The organism is Pseudomonas sp. LJDD11, from assembly GCF_024584215.1.
GTDB lineage: Bacteria > Pseudomonadota > Gammaproteobacteria > Pseudomonadales > Pseudomonadaceae > Aquipseudomonas.
Genome location: NZ_JANJFL010000004.1, coordinates 158,758 through 184,214 on the forward strand (window position 1 = coordinate 158,758; position 25,457 = coordinate 184,214).

Genomic DNA, 25,457 nt, shown 5'->3' on the forward strand with positions numbered 1-25,457 from the left:
ATGGCAACTATCAAAGACGTGGCCGCCCTTGCGGGCATTTCCTACACAACCGTGTCTCACGTGTTGAATAACAGCCGACCGGTCAGTGAGGCGGTGCGTCTCAAGGTCGAGGCGGCCATCGTTCAGCTCGACTATGTACCCAGCGCCGTGGCCCGTTCACTCAAGGCTCAGGCCACTGCAACCATCGGGCTGCTGGTGCCTAACGGCATGAACCCGTATTTTGCGGAGCTGGCCAGAGGCATCGAGGATCACTGCGAGCGTAACGGCTTCTGTGTGATTCTCTGCAACTCCGACGACGACCCGCAGAAACAGCGCAATTACTTGCGCGTACTGCAGGAAAAGCGCGTCGATGGCCTGATCGTTTCTTCCGTGGATGGCGATGCGGGGATTGCCGGCGGGTTGGCGGCGGTGCGCACCCCGACGGTGATCGTCGACCGTGAGCTGGCAGGCGTGGATGCCGATCTGGTTCGCATCGATCACGAGCAGGGTGCGTGGCTGGCGACCCGCCATTTGCTGGAGCTGGGGCATCGGCAGATTGCTTGCATTGCTGGCCCGCAACACGCCGCCGTCACCGCCATGCGCCTGGCCGGTTATCGGCGCGCGTTGCAGCAGGCGGGTGTGTCGGCCCGGCAGGAATGGGCGCTGTACAGCGACTTCACCAGCCCGGCGGGGCACCAGGCGGCCGCCGCCTTGCTGGCGGGTGAGCGACCCACGGCGATTTTCGCCGGCAACGACATGATTGGCATCGGTGTTCTGCGTGCCGCGGCCGAGCGTGGTATCAGCGTGCCGCAAGCGCTGTCGGTCATCGGCTTTGACGATGTACAACTCAGTCGGTTCGTGTACCCGGCCCTGACCACGGTCGGCCAGTCGATCATGCAGTTGGGCGAGGCCGCTGCGCAGCGACTGTTACGGCGCATCGCCAACCCGGGGGAGCCTGTTGAAAAATTGCTGATCAGGCCCGACGTGGTGGTGCGGGAGTCCACCGCGCCAGTCGCTGCGCTTTAAATCGATCCGGTCAGCCGTTGCAGGCTGGCCAGCACAACAATCCGGTTTGGATGAGAGGCCAAGGCCACAATCATGCAAGAACAAGTAGTGGTAATCGGCAGCCTGAACATGGACCTGGTGGTGCGTGCGCCGCGTCTGCCGCGTCCGGGCGAGACGTTGACCGGTCGTTCGTTTGTCACCGTAGCGGGTGGCAAGGGTGCCAATCAGGCGGTTGCTGCAGCGCGGTTGGGCAGTCAGGTGGCAATGATCGGCTGCGTTGGTGATGATGGTTATGGCAGGCAATTGCGCGATGCGCTGCTTGATGAAGGGATCGACTGTCAGGGCGTCTGTTGTGTACCAGGGGTCAATACCGGCATCGCGTCAATCCTGGTTGATGAGCATGGCCAGAACGCGATTGTGATCGTGGCGGGCGGCAACGGCGAATTGCTCCCGGCCTCGGTTGAGCGTTTCGATGCTCTGCTGGCCTCGGCCAAGGTCGTTGTCTGCCAATTGGAAGTCCCGCTAGCCACTGTTGAGTACAGCCTGCGACGTGCGCGTGAGCTGGGCTGTACGGTGATTCTCAACCCTGCCCCGGCCAGTGAGCCGCTGCCTGCGCACTGGTACGGTCTGATCGACTACCTGATTCCCAACGAAAGCGAGGCTCAGGCGCTGAGCGGCTTGCCGGTTAGCTCGGTAGCCGAGGCCGAGGCCGCAGCAGGGGTTCTGCTGAGCGCGGGGGTGGCGAACGTGATTGTCACGCTCGGTGGGCAAGGGGTGTTGTGGGTCAACGAGTCCGGCGTGCAGCAGAGTGCCGCCCACCGCGTGTCGGCCGTGGATACCACGGCGGCGGGCGATACCTTTGTCGGTGGTTTTGCCGCTGCCCTGGCCCGGGGGCAGGCGCCGGAGCAGGCATTGCGTCTGGCGCAGGCGGCTGCAGCGCTGTCGGTGACCCGTGAGGGTGCCCAACCTTCGATTCCTGTGCTGGATGAAGTGAAGAGGTTCATGGCGTCATGAAGAAAACTCCATTGCTCAATATTGCCCTGTCACGGGTGATTGCGTCGCTGGGGCATGGCGATGTGCTGCTGATTGTCGATGCAGGCATGCCGGTGCCGCCGGGCGTTGAACTGATCGACCTGGCGCTGACCCGCGGCGTTCCGGACTTTATCGCCGTGCTGGATGTGGTGCTTAGCGAAATGCAGGTCGAGAGCCATGTACTGGCGCGGGAAATGATCGAGGTCCAGCCGCCGGCCTTGCAAGTCATCGAGACCTTGCAGATCGACGGCCAGTTGGGGCGGCAGAGCTGGGTCAGCCATGAGGAGTTGAAAGTCTTGAGCCGCACGGCCAAGGCGATCGTGCGTACCGGCGAATGCCAGCCTTACAGCAACGTGGCGCTGGTCGCGGGTGTTGTTTTCTAGTGAATAAACGAGGAGTGCTGCATGACAGGGATATCAAGGTTCAAACAACTGATTGCAGGAGTAGCAATGGTGGCCATGCTCGGGGTAACCACTGCCCAGGCGGCAGAAAAGCGTGATTTGATCATCGACACCGACCCGGGTGCCGATGACGTGGTTGCACTGTTGCTGGCCCTGGCGTCGCCTGAAGAACTCAACTTGCTGGCCATCACCACCGTGGCGGGCAATGTGCGGCTGGACAAAACCTCGCGCAATGCCCGGTTGGCCAGGGAGTGGGGCGGCCGCGAAAATGTGCCGGTGTATGCCGGTGCGCCACGGCCGTTGGTGCGCCCGCCGATCTACGCAGAAAACGTTCATGGCCAGGAAGGCCTGCCTGGGGTTGAGGTTTATGAGCCTCAGGCCAAGCTGGCTGAGGGCAATGCTGTCGATTATCTGATTCGCACGCTGAGCAATGCCGCGCCGCACAGTATCACCATTGCCATGCTCGGGCCGCAGACCAATCTGGCGCTGGCGTTGACCCAAGCGCCGGAAATTACTCAGGGCATCAAGGAAGTGGTAGTCATGGGGGGTGCGCACTTCAATGGCGGCAATATCACCCCGGTGGCCGAATTCAATCTGTTTGCCGACCCCCATGCCGCGCAGGTGGTGCTGGCTAGCGGCGTGAAGCTGACTTACATTCCGCTGGATGTCACCCACAAGATTCTCACCAGTGACGCGCGCATTGCACGTATTGGCGGCCTGGGTAACCGGGCGGGCAAGCTGGTCAAGGATATTCTGCAGGCCTACGTGAAACTCGACATGGAGCATTACGGCTTGCCCGGCGGGCCTGTGCACGATGCCAGCGTGATTGCCTGGTTGCTCAAGCCGCAATTGTTTTCGGGCAGGCCTGTCAACCTGGCTATCGACAGCCGCGAGGGGCTTGGCTTTGGCCAGACCGTGGCAGACTGGTACGGCACCCTCAAGCAACCCGACAACGTGTACTGGGTTGCTGATGGCGATGCTCAAGGGTTTTTCGACTTGCTCAGCGAGCGTCTGGCGCGCCTGAAGTGAATGCCGGCTTCAGGCTTCTATGGCCGGTGCAGCGTAGCGACTCAAGACCTGGCCGATAAAGGCTTGAGCGTTTTCGGTGCCCAGCTCCTTGATCAGCAAGTCGATGGCAATGATTGCCAGTTCTTCTGCGGAACCGGGGCTGTGCGCGCATTGCCCCTGCGGCCAGCGAGCCTTGATGTCCGCTTCGATGGATACGATTGACATGTTTCTATGGTCCTGTGTGGTGTCCAGCTATTTGCAGCCCGTTCTGTTGGCTGAAAACGGGCGCGTGCAGTAAACCACTACCGCGCCTCTTTGGCACTTCGACTTACGCATTGGATGGCGGGTCACCACAAAGCACCTATTAACGTTTTGTGACGATTTGTCGACCCCGGTAAACTCTCGACTGGGGCAGACTCCCGCCCCACGGACGGCTATGTGCAACCAATACGCTTACGTGTGGTCGCAAAAGGTCTGATCCTGTTCATCGGTAAAGGAGGCTGTAATGCCCTGGAAATTCGCAACACTTGGTTTTGTCGCAGTGACATCGCTACTGGCAGGCTGCAGCACGACATCCGCGCCCGAGTCGCCATCCCAAGCGCCGAAGGCCGCTGAAGCGCCAGCGCGTCCAGCCGGTGATGGCCGTTGCGATGCCGGTGGCGCGCAGTCGGCGGTCGGCAAGCAGGCCACGCTCGAATTGCTCAATCAGGTTCGCAGCCAGTCCGGTGCGATGGATGCGCGCATCCTGGGCCCTAACGACATGGTCACGCTGGAGTACCGCTCGGAACGGGTCAACGTCAATACCGATGCCACTGGCAAGGTGATTCGCGTCAACTGCGGCTGAGCAGACGCTTCTCCAGGCATAAAAAAACCCCGTTAACATCAACGGGGTTTTTTATGCGGTGCCAAATCAGACAATAGTGACTTCTTCAGCTTGCATGCCTTTCTGGCCCCGTGCAGCGATGAACGAGACTGTCTGTCCTTCCTTCAGGCTCTTGAAGCCTTCCGCCTTGATCGCTTTGAAGTGTACGAACAGATCGTCGCCGCCGCCTTGAGGGGTGATAAAGCCGAAGCCTTTTTCATCGTTGAACCACTTGACGGTGCCGGTTTGGCGATTGGACATGGTGCATCTCCGGAAACATGAATTTCAGTAACGTGTCGCTCAGCCTGCTGGGCACACGCTGTCATGATAGTTCAATTGAGCGCGCCGGGGTGTTTTTCAAAACCGCCTGTAGCGATCACCGGTGCAGATTTTTGACCTGCATCACGGCGATCGTTCCTTTTGCAGGCGCGATGAGTCAGTTCTTTTTCGCGACACAGTTTTCGGCGACCAAGGTACGCAGCTTTTGGGTCAGCTGCGGGTCCGGGGTCTCGCCAGAGTTATTGAGCTTGGTGATCTCCGCTTGGCTGAAATGCCCATCGACCTGTTTGGCGCCGCAGTCGCAGTGAGCCTTGGCCGACTTCTCATCCAGATTCTGCGCCTTGGCAGCACTGACGCATTCGTTGATGAACGTGCTACGGGTCGTGTTGTCCATGGCCGCTTGCGCGCCCAGCGGGGCTGCCAGGGCGATGCAGGCGAGGAGGGCAGACGGGCTTGGAAGCTTCATGGTGTTCTCCTTGGTCAGACTTTTTACTGGCTTGCGTCTTGTGAGACGGTTTGAGGCGGCGGCGGTTCAGCCTGATAGAAGAAAAGGATCTAATTTCATGTCGGCAGGTATCACGCGCGCGGGTTGTGCTAGGATGCCGCTCCTGTCGCAATGGCGGCTTTCTCTATAAGCCCCTGCAGGCAGACGTTTCGTACAATCCAGTTATCGGGTTCGGTCCGGTTGGCCTGAGGGCTCCTGCCACTGTGAGGCAGGCATACCACCGAATCGCTACTGGCTCATCCCAACCCACGTGACCTTTGGTAGGGGTCACCACTAGGAGAGGAGGCGCCATGCCCATCATTACTCTTCCCGACGGCAGTCAACGTTCTTTCGATAATCCGGTATCGGTCTACGATGTCGCACTGTCCATTGGTGCCGGTCTTGCCAAGGCCACCGTGGCCGGCAAGGTCGACGGCAAGCTGGTCGACGCATGTGATCTGATCAGCACTGATGCCAGCCTGCAGATCATCACCCCGAAAGATCAGGAAGGCGTGGAGATCATTCGTCACTCCTGTGCGCACCTGGTCGGCCACGCGGTCAAGCAACTGTATCCGACCGCCAAAATGGTGATCGGTCCGGTGATCGACGAAGGCTTCTATTACGACATCGCTTACGAGCGGCCTTTCACCCCGGATGACCTGGCAGCCATCGAACAGCGCATGCAACAGCTGATCGACACTGACTACGACGTTATCAAGAAGGTGACCCCGCGCGCCGAAGTGATCGAAGTTTTCTCTGCCCGCCAGGAAGACTACAAGTTGCGTCTGGTCGAAGACATGCCGGACGAGCAGGCCATGGGTCTGTACTATCACGAAGAATACGTCGACATGTGCCGTGGTCCGCACGTGCCGAACACCCGCTTCCTCAAGGCATTCAAGCTGACCAAGCTGTCCGGCGCCTACTGGCGCGGCGATGCCAAGAATGAGCAGCTGCAGCGCGTCTACGGTACTGCCTGGGCTGACAAGAAGCAGCTGGCGGCTTACGTGCAGCGCATCGAAGAAGCTGAAAAGCGCGATCACCGCAAGATCGGCAAGCGTCTGGGCCTGTTTCACACCCAGGAAGAAGCACCGGGCATGGTGTTCTGGCATCCGCAGGGCTGGACCCTGTATCAGGTGCTTGAGCAGTACATGCGCAAAGTGCAGCGTGACAATGGCTACCTGGAAATCAAAACGCCACAGGTGGTTGATCGCAGCTTGTGGGAGAAGTCCGGGCACTGGGCCAACTACGCCGACAACATGTTCACCACTGAGTCGGAAAGCCGCGACTACGCCATCAAGCCGATGAACTGCCCGTGCCACGTGCAGGTGTTCAATCAGGGCCTGAAGAGCTACCGCGAGCTGCCGCTGCGGCTGGCCGAGTTCGGTGCCTGCCATCGTAACGAGCCGTCCGGTGCGTTGCATGGCATCATGCGGGTGCGTGGTTTCACTCAGGACGATGCACACATTTTCTGCACCGAAGAGCAGATGCAGTCCGAGTCGGCGGCATTTATCAAACTGACCCTCGACGTGTACGCAGACTTCGGCTTCAAGGATATCGAGCTCAAGCTGTCCACTCGTCCGGAAAAGCGCGTCGGTTCCGACGAGCTGTGGGATCGTGCCGAGGCTGCACTGGCATCGGCGCTCGACAGTGCCGGCCTGCCGTATCAGTTGCAGCCGGGCGAGGGCGCCTTCTACGGTCCGAAGATCGAATTCTCCCTGAAAGACTGCCTGGGGCGTGTCTGGCAGTGCGGTACCCTGCAACTGGACTTCAACCTGCCGATCCGCCTTAGCGCCGAGTATGTGTCCGAAGATAACGGCCGCAAACATCCGGTCATGCTGCACCGCGCGATCCTGGGCTCGTTCGAGCGTTTCATCGGCATCCTGATCGAGCACTACGAGGGATCGTTCCCGGCGTGGCTGGCTCCGACCCAGGCGGTGATCATGAATATCACCGACAAACAGGCCGATTTTGCCCAGCAGGTCGAAAAAACTCTGCTCGAAAGCGGGTTCCGTGCCAAGTCCGACTTGAGAAATGAGAAAATCGGCTTTAAAATCCGCGAGCATACCTTGCTCAAGGTTCCTTATCTCCTCGTTATCGGAGATCGGGAAGTCGAAACGCAAACTGTCGCTGTGCGTACTCGCGAAGGCGCCGACCTAGGTTCGATGCCGGTCGCCCAATTCGCTGAATTCCTTACGCAAGCGGTTTCCCGGCGTGGTCGCCAAGATTCGGAGTAATTATTATTAAGCGTGATATGAGACAAGATAAACGAACTGCACCAAAGGCCCCGATCAATGAGAATATCTCGGCGCGCGAGGTTCGGTTAATTGGCGCTGATGGCGAGCAGATTGGCATCGTCTCTATTGATGAAGCGCTTCGTATCGCCGATGAGGCGAAACTGGATCTGGTAGAAATTTCTGCCGACGCAGTGCCCCCGGTTTGCCGTATCATGGATTACGGCAAATCGCTCTTCGAAAAGAAGAAGCAGGTCGCTGCAGCGAAGAAAAACCAGAAGCAGATTCAGGTTAAAGAAATCAAGTTTCGTCCAGGGACGGAGGAAGGGGATTACCAGGTAAAACTACGCAACCTGGTACGTTTCCTTAGTGACGGGGACAGGGCCAAGGTTTCCTTGCGATTCCGCGGCCGTGAGATGGCTCACCAGGAGCTGGGGATGGAACTGTTGAAGCGGGTCGAAGCTGACCTCGTGGAATACGGGACCGTCGAGCAGCATCCGAAGATGGAAGGACGCCAGCTTATCATGGTCATCGCCCCGAAAAAGAAGAAGTAACCACCAGGGCACGGCAGGCCTTGCGGTTATGTTTATCAATTGAATGCGGAGTATCCGAACATGCCAAAAATGAAAACCAAAAGCGGTGCAGCCAAGCGGTTTCTGAAAACCGCCAACGGCATCAAGCACAAGCACGCTTTCAAGAGCCACATCCTGACCAAAATGTCGACCAAGCGTAAGCGTCAACTGCGCGGTGCCAGCTTGCTGCACCCGTCTGACGTGCAAAAAGTCGAGCGCATGCTGCGCCTGCGTTAATTTTGATCAAGATTAAGAGGAAGTAACTCATGGCTCGTGTAAAGCGTGGCGTCATTGCCCGTAAGCGTCACAAAAAGATTCTGAAACTTGCTAAAGGCTACTACGGTGCGCGTTCACGCGTATTCCGCGTCGCCAAGCAAGCGGTTATCAAGGCAGGCCAGTACGCCTACCGCGACCGCCGTCAGAAGAAGCGTCAGTTCCGCGCTCTGTGGATCGCCCGTATCAACGCCGGTGCTCGTACCAACGGTCTGTCTTACAGCCGTCTGATCGCTGGCCTGAAAAAGGCTTCCATCGAGATCGACCGTAAGGTACTGGCCGATCTGGCAGTGAACGAAAAAGCGGCGTTTGCTGCGATTGTCGAGAAAGCTAAAGCCTCTTTGGCCTAAGTCCCCGACAGTCACTGGCCCGGATTTTCCGGGCCGGTATTGAACGTCATAAATAGGGGAAGAGCCTGGGCTCTTCCCCTATTTCGTATCTGGAGTCTGTACATGGAAAACCTGGACGCGCTGGTCTCCCAAGCTCTTGAGGCTGTGCAAAGCGCCGAAGATATCAATGCCCTGGAGCAAATCCGGGTTCACTACCTCGGCAAAAAAGGCGAGCTGACTCAGGTGATGAAGACCCTGGGCAACCTGCCGGCAGAGGAGCGCCCCAAAGTCGGCGCCCTGATCAACGATGCCAAGGAACGTGTCACAGAGGTTCTCAATGCCCGCAAGGCGTCGTTCGAGCAAGCGGAACTGTCCGCCAAACTCGCCGCCGAGTGCATTGACGTGACCCTGCCGGGCCGCGGCCAGACCACCGGTGGTCTGCACCCGATCACCCGCACTCTGGAACGTATCGAGCAGTTCTTTACCCATATTGGCTACGGCATTGCCGAAGGCCCGGAAGTCGAAGACGACTACCACAATTTCGAGGCGCTCAACATCCCGGGCCACCACCCAGCCCGTTCGATGCATGACACCTTCTATTTCAATGCCAACATGCTGTTGCGCACCCACACCTCACCGGTTCAGGTCCGCTCCATGGAGGCGCAGCAGCCGCCAATCCGTATTGTTTGCCCAGGTCGGGTGTATCGCAGCGACTCCGATATCACCCATTCGCCGATGTTCCACCAGATCGAAGGCCTGCTGGTCGATCGCGACATCAACTTCGCAGACCTCAAAGGCACCATCGAAGAGTTCCTGCGGGTGTTCTTCGAGAAAGAGCTGGCCGTACGCTTCCGCCCTTCGTACTTCCCGTTCACCGAGCCATCGGCGGAAGTCGACATGGAGTGCGTGATGTGCAGCGGCAACGGCTGCCGGGTCTGCAAGCAGACCGGCTGGCTGGAAGTCATGGGCTGCGGCATGGTGCATCCTAACGTGCTGCGCATGTCCGGTATCGATCCGGAGCAGTTCCAGGGCTTCGCCTTCGGCATGGGCGTCGAGCGTCTGGCCATGCTGCGTTATGGCGTCAACGATTTGCGCCTGTTCTTCGACAACGATTTGCGCTTCCTCGCGCAATTTCGCTAGGTCGTGCCGGTAAAGAATCTTTCAGGAGAACAGGATGAAATTCAGTGAACAATGGCTGCGTGGCTGGGTAAGCCCGCAGGTCTCCCGCGACGAGCTGGTGGCCCGTCTGTCGATGGCCGGTCTGGAAGTCGACAGCGTGGCGCTGGTCGCCGGTGTATTTTCCGGTGTTGTGGTTGGTGAAGTGCTCAGCACCGAGCAGCACCCTGACGCTGACAAACTGCGGGTTTGCCAGGTCAGCAGCGGTAGCGAAACCTTTCAGGTGGTGTGTGGCGCCCCTAACGTGCGCCCCGGCCTGAAAATTCCGTTCGCCATGATCGGTGCGCAACTGCCTGGCGACTTCAAGATCAAGAAGGCCAAGCTGCGCGGCGTCGAGTCCAACGGCATGCTGTGCTCGGCCGCTGAACTGGAACTGGGTGAAGGCAATGACGGCCTGCTGGAACTGGCAGCCGATGCGCCGGTGGGCGAAGACCTGCGCGTGTACCTGCAACTGGACGATGCCAGCATCGAGGTCGACCTGACCCCTAACCGTGGCGACTGCCTGTCGCTCGCGGGGCTAGCCCGTGAAGTGGGCGCGCTGTACGACGCGCCGGTCACTCGTGTGCAAGTGCCTGCCGTTGCGGCCAGCCATGATGAAGTGCGCCCGGTCGACGTGCTGGCACCGCAGGCCTGCCCACGCTATCTGGGTCGGGTAATCCGTAATGTTGACCTGTCGCGTCCGACCCCGTTGTGGATGGTCGAGCGCCTGCGTCGCTCGGATATCCGCAGCATCGACGCTGCCGTGGACATTACCAACTACGTGATGATCGAACTGGGTCAGCCGCTGCATGCGTTTGATCTTGCCGAAATCAACGGTGGCATTCGGGTGCGGATGGCCGAGGAGGGCGAGAAACTGGTCCTGCTCGACGGCCAGGAAGTCACCCTGCGTGCCGACACCCTGGTCATCGCTGACCACCAGCGCGCCCTGGCGATCGCCGGCGTGATGGGCGGCGAACACAGTGGTGTGACCGCCAAGACCCAGGACATTTTCCTGGAAAGCGCATTCTTCGACACCATCTCGGTGGCGGGCAAGGCGCGTTCCTACGGTCTGCACACTGACGCTTCGCACCGCTACGAGCGCGGCGTTGACTCGCAACTGGCCCGTGAAGCCATGGAGCGGGCCACCGGCCTGTTGCTGGAAATCACCGGTGGTGAGGCAGGGCCGATCATCGAAGCGGCCAGCGAACAGCACCTGCCGAAAGTCGAGCCAATCACTCTGCGTGCCGCTCGTGTCGAGCAGATGCTGGGCCTGGCCATCGATGCGGCGCAGATCGAGCGCCTGCTCACAGGTTTGGGCCTTACCCCAAGCGCTGAAGGTGAAGGCCAGTGGCGTGTCGAAGTGCCAAGCCACCGCTTCGATATCAGTCTGGAAGTCGACCTGATCGAAGAACTGGCGCGCCTGTATGGCTACAATCACCTGCCGGTTCGCTACCCGCAAGCCCGACTGGCGCCTCAGGCCAAAGCCGAAGCGCGTGGCGATCTGCCGGAGCTGCGCCGTCTGCTGGTGGCCCGTGGTTACCAGGAAGCGATCACCTACAGCTTCATCGATCCTAAATGGTTTGAACTGTTCAGCCCAGGCGTACAGCCACTGCTGCTGGCCAACCCGATCTCCAACGACATGGCGGCGATGCGCTCCTCGCTGTGGCCGGGCCTGGTCAAGGCGTTGCAACACAACCTCAACCGCCAGCAGGACCGTGTGCGCCTGTTCGAAAGCGGCCTGCGTTTCGTCGGTCAGCTCGATGGCCTGAAGCAACAGCCGATGCTGGCCGGTGTGGTGTGCGGCAGTCGCCTGCCTGAAGGCTGGGCGCAGGGTCGTGATGCAGTGGACTTCTTCGACGTCAAGGCGGATGTTGAAGCGGTGTTGGGCTTCGCGGGGGCGTTGAACGCCTTTATTTTCAAAGCAGGCAAACATCCGGCACTGCATCCTGGCCAGACCGCGCTGATCGAGCGCGACGGTCGCGAAGTCGGCTACCTGGGCGCTCTGCACCCTGAGTTGGCCAAGCAGTTGGGCCTGGATCGCCCGGTGTTCGTGTTCGAGCTGGTTCTGGCTGAAGTTGCCGAAGGCCGTCTGCCGAAGTTCAGCGAGCTGTCGCGCTTCCCTGAAGTGCGCCGTGACCTGGCGTTGCTGGCTGATCGCGATGTTGCCGCCAGCGCGGTTCTCGATGTGATCCGCGAAAATGCCGGTGAATGGCTCACCGATCTCAGGCTGTTCGATGTGTATCAAGGTAAAGGTATTGATCCGCATAGAAAAAGCCTCGCTGTCGGCTTGACCTGGCAGCATCCATCGCGCACTCTTAATGACGATGAGGTCAACGCAACGACGCTTGCAATCCTCACCTCGCTTGAGGAGAGGTTAAACACCACGTTAAGGAAATGACGTATGGGGGCTCTGACGAAAGCTGAGATGGCCGAGCGTCTCTATGACGAACTGGGCCTGAACAAACGCGAAGCCAAGGAATTGGTCGAGCTGTTTTTTGAGGAAATAAGGCACGCGCTGGAAGACAACGAACAGGTGAAATTGTCCGGTTTCGGCAATTTCGATCTGCGCGACAAACGCCAGCGACCGGGCCGAAATCCGAAAACCGGGGAAGAAATCCCTATTACAGCCCGCCGTGTAGTCACCTTTCGTCCAGGGCAGAAGTTGAAAGCCCGAGTTGAAGCTTATGCTGGAACCAAGCCATAACCATGAGCTACCGCCCATTCCGGGCAAACGCTACTTCACCATTGGTGAAGTGAGCGAGCTTTGCGCGGTAAAACCGCATGTTCTGCGCTATTGGGAACAGGAGTTTCCTCAGCTCAACCCCGTCAAACGACGCGGGAACCGCCGGTATTATCAGCGCCAGGATGTGCTGATGATCCGGCAGATCCGTGGTCTGCTATACGATCAGGGCTTTACCATTGGCGGGGCGCGTCTGCGCCTCACCAGCGGCGAGCCTCAGGATGACACCCAGCAGTACAAGCAGATGATTCAGCAGATGATTGCCGAGCTGGAGGATGTTCTGGTGTTGCTCAAGTCCTGAGAAACAAAAAACCCAGAATGCTTCCATAATTCAAAAGCTTAGGGTATATTCCTCACCACTTCCGCAGCAGTGGAAGAGCTTCATCACCGGAGTCGGGGCGTAGCGCAGCCCGGTAGCGCACTTGCATGGGGTGCAAGGGGTCGAGTGTTCGAATCACTCCGTCCCGACCATTATTCCTGAGTAAAATCAGACATTTAAGCCGATCAGATAGATCGGCTTTTTTGTGTTCGCGCAAAATATTCGCAAAATGCGCGCAAACCCATATGGCACAAGCCAGATAAACGTCGCCCTCAACTTTTCCATATGCCAAGCCGGTGTGATCCCTATGACCCACGCAGCGCCTCCAGTCGAGCACGCCCGGCATCGGTGATCGCATGCTCCCCCTTATCACTGAGTCGATAGCGTCCCGATTCCAGGCGTGTGATTGTGATCCTTACCAAGCCGCTCCGGGAAAGGGCGTCACCGACTTCAAAGCTCATTGCGCGCTCCAGATCAAGAATCCTTAACTCTCCGATCTTGTAGCGGTAGAAGGCGATCAACGCTGCGTCTATCGCTTGCTGGTTGACCGCTTGACCATCTTGCATTTGACCTCCCAGGTCTGACTGCTCACTCCATGAGGTGCCGGGTCAAATCTGACTGAGCCAGTCTTGCCCTCGATTGGCGCCATTGTGCCTTTGATTGCCTCGCTGAGCGCAAATCCGAACGGCATTCGGATGCCGGTTAGCGCCCCAATGTCTGTCTTGATCATCGGCCCGGCGGCATGACCGGTTGCTGTTCAATTGCGCTACCATTAGCGTTGTCTATAGTGGTCTGACGAGAAATCAGACAAGGAAAGCCCATGTATTCGAAAACCGAGTTGCAGCGTGTTCTTGAAACCGCCTTTCTGCCCAGCAAGTGCGAGTGCGGCCTGGCTCCCAATGACAGCCTGTCGGTGAAACTCATCAACCCGTCTTCGGGCGAGATCGAGCTGTATGTGGCAAGCATCCCTGTGTCTGACCTGAGCACCAGCCGGGCGATTGCCCAGGTCGTTCTTTCACTGAAAGAGCAACGGGATCTGATGGCGCAGATGACGCTGTCCATGCGGCGGCTGGCTTAGACCAGCCGCTTGAACCCGGCCTGGTTGCGGGCGGCCGGCGCTTACCTTCCTTTTACGGCCCGGTCATGACCCGGCCGTCTTGAACCCTGTCTGAAGCCCTACAGTCCTTGCGCAGAAAACCCGTGCAAAAGGCTGGTTAGCCATCGCTGAGCCTGCGCTACCGCGCTTCTTTACACATTCTTTATGCCCGCCGGGCTTCTTCGATCTCGTTCCTTTACGCCCCCCTTGCTGACAATTCACTCACGCGGCCTTTGCCGCCTGACTGTGGTCCGAGGGGAAATCAATGAGCGTTCTGGATGGGGTTTCACTGCTGCTGGGCATCGGCCTGATCGTTTACCTGCTGGTCGCGCTGCTGCGCGCCGATCGCCAGTAAGGAGCGGCCATGCACAGCTATGACTATCTGTTGATCGGCGCCTTTTTGCTGCTGTTGCTCGGCAGCGCGCCGCTGCTGGGACGTTTCTGGTACCGGGTAATGGAGGGGGAGCGCACCTGGCTTTCACCATTGCTGGGGCCGTTGGAGCGCGGCTGCTATCGGCTCAGCGGTGTTGATCCCAAGGCCGGGCAAGACTGGAAAACCTATGCGCTGGCCTTGCTGGCATTCAACGCCGCCGGCTTTGTGCTGCTGTTTGCCTTGCTGATGCTGCAAGGTGCGCTGCCACTCAATCCGCAGCAACTGCCGGGCCTGGAATGGACCCTGGCGTTCAACACCGCCATGAGCTTTGTTACCAACACCAACTGGCAGGCCTACAGCGGCGAAGCATCGCTGAGCTACCTGAGCCAGATGCTCGGCCTGACCGTACAGAACTTCGTCAGCGCCGCCACCGGCATTGCCGTGCTGGCCGTGTTGTGCCGGGGCATTGCGCGGCGCTCGACCAATGACCTGGGCAACTTCTGGACCGACCTGACCCGCGCCACCTTGTATGGCCTGTTGCCGATCAGTCTGCTGCTGGCGCTGCTGCTGGCGTGGCAGGGCGTGCCGCAGAACTTCGCCCATTATGTCGATGCCCTGACCATGCAGGGCAGTCAGCAGAGCCTGCCGATGGGGCCGGCGGCCAGCCAGATTGCGATCAAGCAACTGGGCACCAACGGCGGTGGCTTTTTCGGCGTGAACTCGGCGCATCCGTTCGAGAATCCTACGGCGCTGAGCAACCTGCTGGAACTGGTGGCGATCCTGCTGATACCGGCCGCATTGGTGTTCAGCTTCGGCCATTACGTCAAGGACCTGCGCCAGAGCCGGGCGATCCTGGCCTGCATGCTGCTGTTGCTGGCGATTGGCTCGGCGCTGGCGTTGTGGGCCGAGTATCAGCCCAACCCAACCCTGGCGTTCAGCGGCGTGGAACAGGCGCCGTCGCTGGAGGGTAAAGAGGCACGCTTTGGCGTGACCGGCACCACCTTGTGGGCGGTGGCGACCACCGCTGCTTCCAACGGTTCGGTCAACGGCATGCACGATAGCCTCAACCCGCTGACCGGGATGGTCGCGCTGATCAACATGATGGTCGGCGAGGTGATCTTCGGCGGCGTCGGGGTGGGCCTCAATGGCATGCTGCTCAACGTGTTGATCGCCGTGTTCCTGGCCGGTTTGATGATCGGCCGTACCCCGGAATACCTGGGCAAGAAATTGCAGGCTCGGGAAGTCAAGCTACTGGTCGCCAGCTTGCTGGTCATGCCGCTGGGCGTGCTGGTGCTGGGTGCCATCGCGGCGAGCGTGCCAGGCGCGGCCAGTGCGGTCAGCAACCCTGGCCCGCATGGTTTCAGCCAGTTGCTGTACGCCTACACCTCGGCCACCGCCAACAACGGTTCGGCGTTCGGCGGCTTCAGTGCCAACACCCCGTTCCATAACCTGATGCTCAGTCTGGCGATGTTCATTGGCCGCTTCGGCTACATCCTGCCGGTGCTGGCGCTGGCAGGCAGTCTGGCGCTGAAGCAGAGCGCGCCGCAGGGCAGCGACAGTTTCCCGACCCACGGCCCGCTGTTCGTTGCTTTGCTGACCGTGACCATCTTGCTGGTGGGCGGCCTGACCTTTTTGCCGACCTTGGCGCTGGGGCCGATTGCCGACCATATGAGCCTGGGTTTCTGACTGCGGCCTTCTGAGGATTGAACATGAATATGCTCACTGACAACCATCCGCCGGTCCAGGCCCATAACCTGCCTGCCGCGACCAGCCTGTCGGCCTTGTGGCGCCCGGCGCTGCGCCAGGCATTTATCAAACTCGACCCGCGTCAACTGGTGCGCTCGCCGGTGATGCTGGTGGTGGAACTGACCGCCGTGCTTACCACCGTGCTGTGCCTGATCCCCGATGCGCAGGTGCCCACCGGTATTGCAGTACAAATCGCTCTGTGGCTGTGGTTCACCGTGCTGTTTGCCAACTTTGCTGAGGCGCTGGCCGAGGGGCGGGGCAAGGCCCGTGCTGATAGCCTCAAGGCCGGCAGCGAAGGGCTCAAGGCCCGCTTGAGGGACGAAAACGGCCAATGGCGGCTGGTGGATGCCGGCACCCTGCGCAAGGGCGATGTCGTGCGGATCGAAGCCGGGGAGATGATTCCCGGTGACGGCGAGGTCATCGAAGGCATCGCGGCGGTCAACGAGGCGGCGATCACTGGTGAGTCGGCCCCGGTGATTCGCGAGTCCGGCGGCGACCGCTCGGCGGTCACCGGCAACACCCGGCTGGTCTCCGACTGGCTGCTGGTGCGCATCCAGGTCAACCCCGGCGAATCGACCCTCGACCGCATGATTGCCTTGGTGGAGGGGGCCAAACGGCAAAAGACCCCCAACGAAATCGCCCTGGACATCCTGCTGATCGGCCTGACCCTGATCTTTTTGCTGGTGGTCATGACCCTGCAGCCCTTCGCCCGGTTTGCCGGTGGCAGCCTGCCGCTGGTGTTTCTGGTGGCGCTGCTGGTAACCCTGATTCCGACCACCATTGGCGGGCTGCTGTCGGCCATCGGCATCGCCGGTATGGACCGGTTGGTGCGTCTCAATGTCATTGCCCGTTCGGGGCGGGCGGTGGAAGCGGCGGGGGATGTGCATGTACTGCTGCTCGACAAGACCGGCACCATCACCTTCGGTAATCGTCGCTGCGCCGGACTGTACGCGGCGCCCGGTGTCAGCCCGCAGCAACTGGCCCAGGCCGGCTTGTTGGCCTCGCTGACCGACGACACCGCCGAGGGTAAATCGATTGTCGAGTACCTGCGTAACCTGCACCCGATTCAGGCCCCGGCGCTGAGTGAAGTCACCGGCGTGCCGTTCAGTGCCGAAACCCGGCTGTCAGGGGTGGACTATCAGGGCAAGGTGTATCGCAAAGGTGCGGTGGATTCGCTGCTGATGTTTCTCGGCCAGACCCGCGCCGACCTGCCCGCGCCGCTGGTACGGGAAATCGAGCACATTGCCAAGTCCGGCGGCACGCCGTTGCTGCTGTGCGGCGAGGGCCGTTTGCTGGGTGCAATCCATCTCAAGGACGTGGTCAAGCCCGGCATTCGTGAACGCTTTGACGAGTTGCGCAAGTTGGGCATCCGCACGGTGATGGTCACCGGCGACAACCCGCTGACCGCCGCCGCCATCGCCGCCGAAGCCGGGGTCGATGATGTGTTGGCCGAGGCCACGCCGGAGAAAAAGCTTGAGCGGATCCGCTTTGAGCAGGCGCAGGGTCGTTTGGTGGCGATGTGTGGTGACGGCGCCAACGATGCGCCGGCGCTGGCCCAGGCCGATGTCGGGGTGGCGATGAACGACGGCACCCAGGCGGCTCGCGAAGCGGCCAACATGGTCGACCTCGACAGCGACCCGACCAAGCTGCTGGATGTGGTGCAGGTCGGCAAAGAACTGCTGGTGACCCGTGGTGCGCTGACGACCTTTTCCATTGCCAACGATGTGGCCAAGTATTTTGCTGTGCTGCCGGCGCTGTTCGCCGCGATCTACCCGCAACTGGGCGTGCTCAACATCATGCAACTGGCCAGCCCGGAGAGCGCCATCGTCTCGGCCATCGTGTTCAATGCGCTGATCATCGTCGCACTGATCCCGTTGGCCCTGCGTGGCGTGCGCGTCCAGGCTGCCAGCGCTGCCCACCTGCTGCGCCGCAACCTGCTGATTTTCGGCGTCGGCGGGCTGATTGTGCCGTTTGTGGGGATCAAGCTGATCGATTTGTTGCTTGGTGCACTGAATCTGGTGTGACACAGCCTGACGGCGACTATGTATTTGTTGCTTCGGGGCTCAAGCCCCTCCTACAGGTAATCAATTTTGCGAGGAGATGTACATGACAACCATCCTGCGCCCGGCGCTGAGCCTGTTGCTGTTGATGACCCTGGTCACTGGTGTGGCCTATCCGCTGGCGGTTACCGGCGTTGCGCAACTGGCGTTTGCCGAACAGGCCAATGGCAGCCTGGTGCGTGATGCCAGCGGCCAGGTCCGCGGTTCGGCACTGATTGCCCAGCCTTTCGATGGCCCGCAGTGGTTCCAGCCACGCCCTTCGGCCGGCGCTTTTGCCACGGTGGCCAGCAGCGCCAGCAACCTGTCCGCCGCTAACCCGGCATTGGCCAGCCGGGTGGCTGAAACCGCCACATTGTTGAAAAGCCAAGGGCAGGGCGCAGTGCCAATCGCCTTGCTGACCACCTCAGGCAGCGGCCTGGACCCGCACCTGCCGCCTGAAGCCGCCGACTGGCAGGTCGGGCGCGTGGCGGTCGCGCGCAATCTGCCCGAGCAACAACTGCGTGCGCTGATCGAGGCCCATACTGAACGGCCGTTGTTCGGCCCGCCAGTGGTCAATGTGCTGGCGCTCAATCGCAGCCTTGACGCCCAGGCGCGCGTGGCAAAAATGTAACCTTTGTGGTGATGTCTTCGCGATCCCCCTTAATTGATCCTGACCGAGCAAGCCGACACGTGAGTGACTCCAGCCGAGCTGATGCCATCCTGGCCCAACTGCCCCGCGACGGTCGCGGGCGCCTGAAAATTTTTCTCGGTGCAGCGCCGGGGGTGGGCAAGACCTACGCCATGCTGCAAGCCGCCCACAGCCGCATGCGCCAAGGGGTGAACCTGCTCGCCGCCGTGGTGCAAACCCACGGTCGGGCCGAGACCGAAGCGCTGCTGGTCGGGCTGCCGCAATTGCCGATGCTGCGCCGCGAATACCGGGGCATGACCCTTGAAGAAATGGACCTCGACGGCGTGTTGCGGGCGGCGCCGGCGCTGGTGCTGGTTGATGAACTGGCGCACAGCAACGTGCCGGGCAGCCGCCATGACAAGCGCTGGCAGGATGTGCACGAACTGCTTGCCGCAGGCATTGACGTGTACACCACGGTCAATGTCCAGCACCTGGAAAGCCTCAACGACCAGGTACGCGCCATCACCGGCGTCCAGGTCCGCGAAACCCTGCCGGACTGGGTGTTGCAGGAAGCCTTCGAGCTGGTGCTGATCGACCTGCCGCCGCGAGAGCTGCTGGAGCGGCTACGCGACGGCAAGGTGTATGTGCCGGAGCAGGCACGGGCAGCCATCGATGCGTTTTTCAGCCAGACCAACCTCACCGCCTTGCGCGAACTGGCGATGCAGACCGCCGCCGCGCAGGTGGACAACGATCTGGCCCAGGGGTATCGGCAACGCGGCGAACAGGCACCGGCGGTGCGTGGCCGGCTGTTGGTCGGGATTGACGGCGATATCCAGGCCGACCTGTTGGTGCGCCATGCCAGCCGGGTCGCTGAACGTCGTCACCTGCCCTGGAGCCTGGTGCATGTCGACGCCGACCGGCCACTGGATGAGCAGGGCCGGGCTTACTTGCAGGGCGCCCAGCAACTGGCCGAGCGCCTGGGCGGCGAGGTGGTGACCCTGCGCGCCGGTGAGGTGGCCCGGACCCTGTTGCAGCATGCCGTCGAGCGTCGGGCCAGCGTGGTGATGGTCGGTCAGTCACGACACCTGTGGCGGCGGCGGCTGTTCGGTGGCGGGGTGGCCGGGCGTTTGTTGCGTGAGGCCCACGGTCTGGAAATCAGCGTGCTGGACAGCCAGGCCTTGCCCGACCGGCCTCGTCAGCGCGCCCCGATCAAGGGGCTGGACTACGCGCTGGCGGTGCTCGCGACCGCGCTGGCCAGTGGTGTGGCCTGGGGGATTGCCGGGATTCTGGCGTTACCCAATATCTCGCTGATCTTCCTCATGGCGGTGCTGCTGGTGGCGGTGCGCAGCAGTGTCGGGCCGGCCCTGTTCTGTGCATTACTGTCGTTTCTGGCTTATGACTTCCTGTTCATGCCGCCCAACTTTTCGTTGAGTATCCAGCGCGAGGAAGACGTACTGACGCTGGTGTTCTTTCTGCTCATGGCGGCACTCACCGGCCAGCTTGCCAGCCGCCAGCGCCGTCAGTTCAAGGCCTTGCGCGCCACTCAGGAGCAAACCAGTACGGTGCTCGACCTGTCGCGCAAGCTTACTGCCGCCACTGACCGTCAGGCGGTGCTCAGCGCCGCCGAGCAACACCTCAGTGGCTGGCCGGAGCTGCAACTGTGCCTGCTCGGCCGTGACCAGAACGCCAGTTGGGTGGTGGAGCTGGGCGGCCCGCTGACCTTCAGCGAGGCCGAGCGAGTAGCGGCTGATTGGGCCTGGCAGCACGATCAGGCAGCCGGGCTGGACACCGGTACTTTGCCGTCCGGACGCTGGTGGTGGTGGCCGGTGTCGGCTGAAGAAGGGCCGCTGGCGCTGCTTGGCGTCTGCCCTCGGCCAGGCCATCGCTTCACGGCCCAGCACCGGCGTTTGCTCAGCGCCCTCAGCCAGCCGCTGGCCCAGGCGCTGGCCCGTGCGCAACTGGTGCAGGATCTGGAATCGGCGCGCCTGCATGGTGAAACCGAACAACTGCGCAGCGCCTTGCTGGCCTCGGTGTCGCATGATCTGCGCACGCCGTTGACCGCTATGCGCGGCAGCATCGATAGCCTGTTGGCGCTGGGCGAAGCGATCCCGCTGGATGACCGCCGCGAGCTGCTTGAAGGCACCCGCGACGAGGCCGAACGGCTGGACCGCTATATCCAGAACCTGCTGGACATGACCCGCCTGGGCCATGGCTCACTGAAACTGGCTCGCGATTGGGTGGCCCCGGCCGACATCGTCGGCAGCGCGCTGGGCCGCTTGCGTGCGGTGTTGGCGCCGTTGCAGGTCGAGGTGCAGATGGCCGCTGAACTGCCGCTGTTGTACGTGCATGCGGCACTGATCGAGCAGGCGCTGGTCAATGTGCTGGAGAATGCGGCACGCTTTTCGCCAGTCGGCGGGGTGCTGCGCGTGCACAGCCGGGTCAGTGAGGGCGAGTTGCAGTTGCTGGTCAGCGATCAGGGGCCTGGGATTCCCGAAGCCGAGCGGGCGAAAATCTTCGACATGTTTTACACCGCAGCACGCGGTGATCGCGGTGGCCCCGGCACCGGCCTGGGGCTGGCGATCTGTCAGGGCATGGTCGGCGCCCATGGCGGGAGGGTCACAGTGGCCGAGGGCATCGACGGGCTCGGCACTTGCATGACCTTGCATTTACCCTTGCCAGCCCAACCCCAGGCAGACTCAGAATGAGCGCGTATCCCCCACGAGATTACAGCCGGTGAGCCCCCAGCAGACAGCGACCATTCTGGTCATCGACGACGAGCCGCAGATCCGCAAGTTCTTGCGCATCAGCCTGGCATCCCAGGGCTACAAGGTACTGGAGGCGGGCGATGGCGCCGAAGGTCTGAACCAGGCGGCGCTCAACCGCCCGGACCTGGTAGTGCTTGATCTGGGCTTGCCCGACATGGACGGCCAGCAATTACTGGTCGAGCTGCGCGAGTGGCTGCGGGTCCCGGTGATGGTGCTCTCGGTGCGCGCCAGCGAGGCGCAGAAGGTCCAGGCCCTCGATGCCGGGGCCAACGACTACGTGACCAAGCCGTTTGGCATTCAGGAGTTTCTCGCCCGTATTCGTGCGTTGCTGCGTCAGCCTGCCGACACTCAGCAGGCCCAGGCAGTGCTGACCCTCGGCCCGCTGAGCATTGATCTGGCGGCCCGCCGTGTGCAACTGCACGGCCAGGACGTCGCGCTGACCCGCAAGGAGTACGCGGTGTTGGCCGCGCTGGCCCGCCATCCCGGCCGGGTCATCACCCAGCAACAGCTGCTCAGGGACATCTGGGGGCCGACCCACACCCAGGACAGCCACTACCTGCGCATCGTGGTCGGCCACCTGCGCCAGAAACTGGCCGATGAGCCGACCGCGCCGAGGTACATCATCACCGAGGCGGGCGTCGGCTATCGGCTCGCTAGCGATTAATCCTCAAGGTCTTCTTCGTGCTTCAGCGCGGCGCGGGCGACCAGTTCCGCGAAGCTCGCCTGCACCACCTCGCTGTTGTCGCGGATTGTCGCCAAATGTTCATGGATGCGCGCCAGGCTGTGCGGGTCGCCTTGCTGGTCGATCCACAGGGCGATGTCCTCGACGGTCGCGACCAGCGCCGAGTTGTTCTGAATGAGCCGGTCCAGCAGCTTGACCAGCGGATCGTCGGGCAGATTCTCAGACATGGCAGTGACTCCTCAGACAGTCATCCTGAGCCTAGTTGAGGATTGGCCGCTGCTGGCGTGTTGCTACATAAACGCTTACACATCTACCAGGCCGAATACAGGCACCTCACACTGCGCACCCGCTCGCCGCCCGGCCGGTCAGACGAATATGACCCCATGCGCCATTTTGCCGCACAGACACGCACGCCCGGCCAGCAGGCGCTTTGCTCCGGCTACCGGACACCGGTGACGCAATGAAGGTGTTCCCCCAGCCTGCGCAGTGGTAAATTCGCCGCCATGAAATTCGTCCGCACTCATCGCTCGCCGCTGGCCGTCCTGCTTGCCGGTCTGGTCCTGCTCGGCGCCCTGGCCTGCAGCATCGGCCACGGGCAGATGCTCAGTGCCTTCATGCCTGTTGCCATGAGCGATATCTGCGGCCCGGACGAGTCCGCCGTGCACAGTCCTGCCGCACACAGTCAGGACCAGACCGGCCACGGTCTGCTCATGCAACTGGCGCTGTTCGACTGCGCTTACGCCAGCAAACTGACCAGCGCATTGCTCGGCTTCGCAGCCCTGGGCTGGCTGGTGCGAACCCTGCGCCGCCGCGCCCTGATGCCCGAACGCCTGAGCTGGACATCGCTGCGCCACTGTTCACCGGGCCGTGTCGCTCAGGCGCCCTGATACCACCGCGTGGCATCTTTGTGCGGCCCACCGTGTACACGGTGCGCGCTGTCTGACAGTACGGGAGTGATCCCGTCCCGATCCTCTAAACAGGACCGCAGTGCATGAGTCATCACTTTTCCCGCCGCCAGGTGGTCGCCGGCCTGTCCATGCTGAGCATGGGCGGCCTGCTGGCCGGATGCGGCAACTCCAACGTCCTGCCGTTCAAGCACGGCAAGGACATGAGCAACCAGATCATCGGGCGCAATTTCAAATTGCGTGACGTCGACGGTAACCTCAAGACCGTGTCGAGCTTTCGCGGTTACATGCCGATGGTGTTCTTCGGCTTCACCCAATGCCCGGCGATCTGCCCGACCGCGCTGGCCCGTGCGGCGCAGATCAAGAAACTGATGGGCGCCGATGCGCCGATTTTCCAGGTGATCTTCATCACCCTGGACCCGGAGCGCGACACGCCGCAGATCATCGACAAGTACGTCAAGGCTTTCGATCCCGAGTTTGTGGCGCTGTCTGGCACCCTCGAAGAAACCGCCGCTACCGCCAAAGAGTTCGGCGTGTTCTTTGAGAAAGTCCCGCTGGGCGACAGCTACACCATTTCCCATACCGCAACCAGCTACGTGTACGACAGCCGCGGCGTGCTGCGCCTGAGCCTGGGCCACAAACTGACCGCCCAGCAATGCACCGAAGACCTGCTCACCCTTATGGAAGTCTGCTGATGAATACGCTGATGGTTAAATCGTTGAAGGTCGTTGGCTCCTGCGCGCTGTTGCTGGGCCTGAGCCTGCCTGCCCATGCCGAGACTCAGGTCAAGGATGCCTGGGTGCGCGCCACCGTCGCCGGTCAGCCGGCCACCGGTGCGTTCATGCAACTGACTGCCAGCAGCGACAGCACGCTGGTCGGTGTCGCCTCGCCTGCAGCCAAGACCGTGGAAATCCACGAGATGAGCATGAAAGGCGAGGTCATGAGCATGAAACCTGTCAGCAGCGTCGAGCTGCCAGCCGGCAAGACCGTGACGTTCAGCGCCGAGGGCTACCATGTGATGCTGATTGGTCTGGTGGCTCAGGCGAAGGAAGGCGACCAGATCCCGCTGACCCTCACGGTGCAGGACGCCAAGGGCGAGCGCCAGAGCGTTGAAGTACAGGCCCAGGTCCGCGCGCTGAACACCAGTGACCATGATGCGCATGCCGGGCACGGTGCACACAGCGGTCATTGATCGGCGGTGGTGGGCCGCAGAGTCTGCAATGTGCCGAACGGTCCTGTCATGCAGCCTTCAGAGGTGTAAGGTAAATGATGCAACACACCCGTATCTCTGGAGGTGAACATGAGTACTGCGATGCTGCACAAGGTGCAAGTCAACGGCTACCAGGTGATCAGTGTGAACAACGGCCCCTGGCGGGTCTGCACCGACCACGACCGTCTGGCCATTTTCAACACCCGCGATGAGGCCATGGCCTATGCCGTGTGCCTGCCCACCCGGACCAGCAAGCCCGCCACCCACCATTGACCCCGCTCTTCAGGGCCGCACAAGGCGGCCCTGAATCTGTCGTGCGTTTCAGCCGTCTTTGAACAGGAAACTATAGGCATTGATCGCCGGCACGCCGCCCAGATGTGCATACAGTACGCGCGAGCCCTCCGGGAATTCGTTATTGCGCACCATCTCGATCATCCCGTGCATCGATTTGCCTTCGTAGACCGGGTCGGTCAGTACCCCTTCGAGCCTGGCGCACAGGCGGATCGCTTGCAGCGTACCGTCACTGGGCAGGCCGTATTCAGGACCGCCAAAGCGAGTGTCGAGTACCACGTCGTCGTCGTTGATTTCCCGACCCAGTTCGACCAGCTCTGCGGTATGCCGGGCGATGCGCAGGATCTGCTCGCGGGTCTGTTGCGGCTTGGCCGAGGCGTCGATGCCGATCACCCGCTGGGCGCGACCATCGACGGCAAAGCCTGCGATCATGCCGGCCTGGGTGCTGCCGGTCACCGAGCAGACCACGATGTAGTCGAACTTGAAGCCGAGTTGTTCTTCCTGTTGCCGCACTTCATCGGCAAAGCGGGCGAAGCCCAGGCCGCCGTACGGGTGTTCCGAGCAACCGGCCGGAATCGGGTAGGGCTTGCCGCCCTTGGCCTGGACATCAGCCATGGCGTTTTCCCAACTCGGACGGATGCCGATGTCGAAGCCTGCGCTGTCCAGGCGCACATCAGCGCCCATGATCCGCGACATCTCGATATTGCCGACCCGGTCATACACCGCATCGGAGTAATTCACCCAGTTTTCCTGGACCAGCACGCACTTCATGCCCAAATGGGCGGCCACCGCCGCGACCTGCCGGGTCTGATTGGACTGAATGCCGCCGATCGACACCAGCGTGTCGTAGCCGCCTTCAATGGCTTCAGGAATCAGGTATTCAAGCTTGCGCGTCTTGTTGCCGCCGAAGGCAAGGCCGCTGTTGCAGTCTTCGCGTTTGGCGTACAGCTCGACCTTGCCGCCCAGGTGCTCACTCAGGCGTTTGAGTGGGGTGATCGGCGAGGCGCCGAAGGTCAGCGGGTAACGTTTGAATTTTCCCAGATTCATGGTGAG

The 25,457-nt window shown here is 61.3% G+C and carries 30 protein-coding genes and 1 tRNA gene; 25 read left to right on the forward strand and 6 right to left on the reverse strand.

The window, feature by feature from the left end:
- From NRB16_RS07050 to NRB16_RS07065, 4 genes are all read left to right on the forward strand, one after another.
- Complete coding sequence (locus NRB16_RS07050) at nucleotides 1-1,005, forward strand: LacI family DNA-binding transcriptional regulator (RefSeq protein WP_045490357.1); 1,005 nt, start codon at nucleotides 1-3, stop codon at nucleotides 1,003-1,005.
- A 72-nt stretch (nucleotides 1,006-1,077) separates the two neighbouring features.
- A complete protein-coding gene (rbsK, locus tag NRB16_RS07055) occupies nucleotides 1,078-1,998 on the forward strand; it encodes a ribokinase (RefSeq protein WP_257105802.1) in 921 nt (306 codons plus the stop codon).
- Entirely contained in the window at nucleotides 1,995-2,399 is a 405-nt protein-coding gene (gene rbsD, locus NRB16_RS07060) for a D-ribose pyranase (RefSeq protein WP_045490365.1), read from the forward strand. The genes rbsK and rbsD overlap by 4 nt, the downstream gene beginning before the upstream one ends.
- Before the next feature lie 66 nt (nucleotides 2,400-2,465).
- A complete protein-coding gene (locus tag NRB16_RS07065) occupies nucleotides 2,466-3,446 on the forward strand; it encodes a nucleoside hydrolase (RefSeq protein ID WP_253111362.1) in 981 nt (326 codons plus the stop codon).
- A 9-nt stretch (nucleotides 3,447-3,455) separates the two neighbouring features.
- On the opposite strand, the gene NRB16_RS07070 is transcribed toward NRB16_RS07065, so the two are convergent.
- Nucleotides 3,456-3,650, reverse strand: coding sequence for a hypothetical protein (locus NRB16_RS07070; protein WP_045490369.1), 195 nt, complete (start codon nucleotides 3,648-3,650; stop codon nucleotides 3,456-3,458).
- A gap of 280 nt (nucleotides 3,651-3,930) precedes the next feature.
- Between NRB16_RS07070 and NRB16_RS07075 the strand changes: the two genes are divergently transcribed.
- Nucleotides 3,931-4,269 (forward strand): I78 family peptidase inhibitor, encoded by a 339-nt coding sequence (locus tag NRB16_RS07075; protein ID WP_045490372.1) that lies wholly within the window; start codon nucleotides 3,931-3,933, stop codon nucleotides 4,267-4,269.
- A gap of 66 nt (nucleotides 4,270-4,335) precedes the next feature.
- Here NRB16_RS07075 and NRB16_RS07080 read toward each other — a convergent pair whose 3' ends face one another.
- Both NRB16_RS07080 and NRB16_RS07085 read right to left on the reverse strand, forming a co-directional pair.
- Complete coding sequence (locus tag NRB16_RS07080; protein WP_045490374.1) at nucleotides 4,336-4,548, reverse strand: cold-shock protein; 213 nt, start codon at nucleotides 4,546-4,548, stop codon at nucleotides 4,336-4,338.
- Between the two features lie 175 nt (nucleotides 4,549-4,723).
- A complete protein-coding gene (locus NRB16_RS07085) occupies nucleotides 4,724-5,032 on the reverse strand; it encodes a hypothetical protein (protein ID WP_045490376.1) in 309 nt (102 codons plus the stop codon).
- 329 nt (nucleotides 5,033-5,361) lie between these two features.
- Between NRB16_RS07085 and thrS the strand changes: the two genes are divergently transcribed.
- From thrS to NRB16_RS07130, 9 genes are all read left to right on the forward strand, one after another.
- A complete protein-coding gene (gene thrS / locus NRB16_RS07090; RefSeq protein ID WP_045490378.1) occupies nucleotides 5,362-7,284 on the forward strand; it encodes a threonine--tRNA ligase in 1,923 nt (640 codons plus the stop codon).
- Nucleotides 7,284-7,835, forward strand: a complete 552-nt coding sequence (gene infC, locus NRB16_RS07095; RefSeq protein WP_173426720.1) for a translation initiation factor IF-3 — start codon at nucleotides 7,284-7,286, stop codon at nucleotides 7,833-7,835. Before thrS ends, infC begins: the two co-directional genes overlap by 1 nt.
- Before the next feature lie 60 nt (nucleotides 7,836-7,895).
- Entirely contained in the window at nucleotides 7,896-8,090 is a 195-nt protein-coding gene (gene rpmI / locus NRB16_RS07100) for a 50S ribosomal protein L35 (protein ID WP_045490380.1), read from the forward strand.
- A 29-nt stretch (nucleotides 8,091-8,119) separates the two neighbouring features.
- Nucleotides 8,120-8,476 carry a 50S ribosomal protein L20 gene (gene rplT / locus NRB16_RS07105; protein ID WP_045490382.1) on the forward strand — a complete coding sequence of 119 codons (357 nt, stop codon included), beginning with the start codon at nucleotides 8,120-8,122 and terminating at the stop codon, nucleotides 8,474-8,476.
- A gap of 102 nt (nucleotides 8,477-8,578) precedes the next feature.
- Nucleotides 8,579-9,595, forward strand: coding sequence for a phenylalanine--tRNA ligase subunit alpha (gene pheS / locus NRB16_RS07110; protein WP_253110793.1), 1,017 nt, complete (start codon nucleotides 8,579-8,581; stop codon nucleotides 9,593-9,595).
- A gap of 34 nt (nucleotides 9,596-9,629) precedes the next feature.
- Nucleotides 9,630-12,008, forward strand: a complete 2,379-nt coding sequence (pheT, locus tag NRB16_RS07115) for a phenylalanine--tRNA ligase subunit beta (protein ID WP_257105803.1) — start codon at nucleotides 9,630-9,632, stop codon at nucleotides 12,006-12,008.
- Nucleotides 12,009-12,011: 3 nt separating this feature from the next.
- Nucleotides 12,012-12,314 (forward strand): integration host factor subunit alpha, encoded by a 303-nt coding sequence (ihfA, locus tag NRB16_RS07120; protein WP_045490388.1) that lies wholly within the window; start codon nucleotides 12,012-12,014, stop codon nucleotides 12,312-12,314.
- Nucleotides 12,295-12,651, forward strand: coding sequence for a MerR family transcriptional regulator (locus tag NRB16_RS07125; RefSeq protein ID WP_045490390.1), 357 nt, complete (start codon nucleotides 12,295-12,297; stop codon nucleotides 12,649-12,651). Before ihfA ends, NRB16_RS07125 begins: the two co-directional genes overlap by 20 nt.
- Before the next feature lie 93 nt (nucleotides 12,652-12,744).
- Nucleotides 12,745-12,821: transfer RNA gene (locus NRB16_RS07130), tRNA-Pro, on the forward strand.
- 153 nt (nucleotides 12,822-12,974) lie between these two features.
- On the opposite strand, the gene NRB16_RS07135 is transcribed toward NRB16_RS07130, so the two are convergent.
- Nucleotides 12,975-13,235 (reverse strand): hypothetical protein, encoded by a 261-nt coding sequence (locus NRB16_RS07135; RefSeq protein WP_253110807.1) that lies wholly within the window; start codon nucleotides 13,233-13,235, stop codon nucleotides 12,975-12,977.
- A 254-nt stretch (nucleotides 13,236-13,489) separates the two neighbouring features.
- Here NRB16_RS07135 and NRB16_RS07140 point away from each other — a divergent pair, with 254 nt between their 5' ends.
- From NRB16_RS07140 to NRB16_RS07170, 7 genes are all read left to right on the forward strand, one after another.
- Complete coding sequence (locus tag NRB16_RS07140) at nucleotides 13,490-13,747, forward strand: DUF1652 domain-containing protein (RefSeq protein WP_045490393.1); 258 nt, start codon at nucleotides 13,490-13,492, stop codon at nucleotides 13,745-13,747.
- 283 nt (nucleotides 13,748-14,030) lie between these two features.
- Complete coding sequence (gene kdpF, locus NRB16_RS07145) at nucleotides 14,031-14,120, forward strand: K(+)-transporting ATPase subunit F (protein WP_253110809.1); 90 nt, start codon at nucleotides 14,031-14,033, stop codon at nucleotides 14,118-14,120.
- A 9-nt stretch (nucleotides 14,121-14,129) separates the two neighbouring features.
- On the forward strand, nucleotides 14,130-15,824 hold the full coding sequence (gene kdpA / locus NRB16_RS07150; RefSeq protein ID WP_257105804.1) for a potassium-transporting ATPase subunit KdpA: 1,695 nt from the start codon (nucleotides 14,130-14,132) through the stop codon (nucleotides 15,822-15,824).
- A gap of 23 nt (nucleotides 15,825-15,847) precedes the next feature.
- Nucleotides 15,848-17,908, forward strand: a complete 2,061-nt coding sequence (gene kdpB / locus NRB16_RS07155; RefSeq protein WP_373568438.1) for a potassium-transporting ATPase subunit KdpB — start codon at nucleotides 15,848-15,850, stop codon at nucleotides 17,906-17,908.
- An 82-nt stretch (nucleotides 17,909-17,990) separates the two neighbouring features.
- Entirely contained in the window at nucleotides 17,991-18,554 is a 564-nt protein-coding gene (kdpC, locus tag NRB16_RS07160) for a potassium-transporting ATPase subunit KdpC (RefSeq protein WP_045490400.1), read from the forward strand.
- A gap of 59 nt (nucleotides 18,555-18,613) precedes the next feature.
- Nucleotides 18,614-21,256, forward strand: a complete 2,643-nt coding sequence (locus tag NRB16_RS07165; protein WP_257105805.1) for a sensor histidine kinase KdpD — start codon at nucleotides 18,614-18,616, stop codon at nucleotides 21,254-21,256.
- A gap of 28 nt (nucleotides 21,257-21,284) precedes the next feature.
- Nucleotides 21,285-21,980, forward strand: coding sequence for a response regulator (locus NRB16_RS07170; protein ID WP_257105806.1), 696 nt, complete (start codon nucleotides 21,285-21,287; stop codon nucleotides 21,978-21,980).
- On the opposite strand, the gene NRB16_RS07175 is transcribed toward NRB16_RS07170, so the two are convergent.
- Entirely contained in the window at nucleotides 21,977-22,225 is a 249-nt protein-coding gene (locus NRB16_RS07175) for a hypothetical protein (RefSeq protein WP_045490408.1), read from the reverse strand. The two genes, NRB16_RS07170 and NRB16_RS07175, sit on opposite strands and share 4 nt — an antisense overlap.
- 276 nt (nucleotides 22,226-22,501) lie before the next feature.
- Here NRB16_RS07175 and NRB16_RS07180 point away from each other — a divergent pair, with 276 nt between their 5' ends.
- The 4 genes from NRB16_RS07180 to NRB16_RS07195 all read left to right on the forward strand — a co-directional run bounded on the left by NRB16_RS07180 (nucleotide 22,502) and on the right by NRB16_RS07195 (nucleotide 24,386).
- The gene (locus tag NRB16_RS07180; protein ID WP_045490411.1) at nucleotides 22,502-22,885 is read left to right on the forward strand and encodes a hypothetical protein; all 384 of its coding nucleotides are present in this window, start codon (nucleotides 22,502-22,504) and stop codon (nucleotides 22,883-22,885) included.
- A 104-nt stretch (nucleotides 22,886-22,989) separates the two neighbouring features.
- Nucleotides 22,990-23,598 carry an SCO family protein gene (locus tag NRB16_RS07185; RefSeq protein ID WP_253110821.1) on the forward strand — a complete coding sequence of 203 codons (609 nt, stop codon included), beginning with the start codon at nucleotides 22,990-22,992 and terminating at the stop codon, nucleotides 23,596-23,598.
- Nucleotides 23,598-24,095, forward strand: a complete 498-nt coding sequence (locus NRB16_RS07190; RefSeq protein WP_257105807.1) for a copper chaperone PCu(A)C — start codon at nucleotides 23,598-23,600, stop codon at nucleotides 24,093-24,095. Before NRB16_RS07185 ends, NRB16_RS07190 begins: the two co-directional genes overlap by 1 nt.
- A 108-nt stretch (nucleotides 24,096-24,203) precedes the next feature.
- Entirely contained in the window at nucleotides 24,204-24,386 is a 183-nt protein-coding gene (locus NRB16_RS07195; RefSeq protein WP_045490420.1) for a hypothetical protein, read from the forward strand.
- Nucleotides 24,387-24,434: 48 nt separating this feature from the next.
- On the opposite strand, the gene NRB16_RS07200 is transcribed toward NRB16_RS07195, so the two are convergent.
- Nucleotides 24,435-25,451 (reverse strand): 1-aminocyclopropane-1-carboxylate deaminase, encoded by a 1,017-nt coding sequence (locus tag NRB16_RS07200; protein WP_257105808.1) that lies wholly within the window; start codon nucleotides 25,449-25,451, stop codon nucleotides 24,435-24,437.
- Nucleotides 25,452-25,457: the final 6 nt, after the last annotated feature.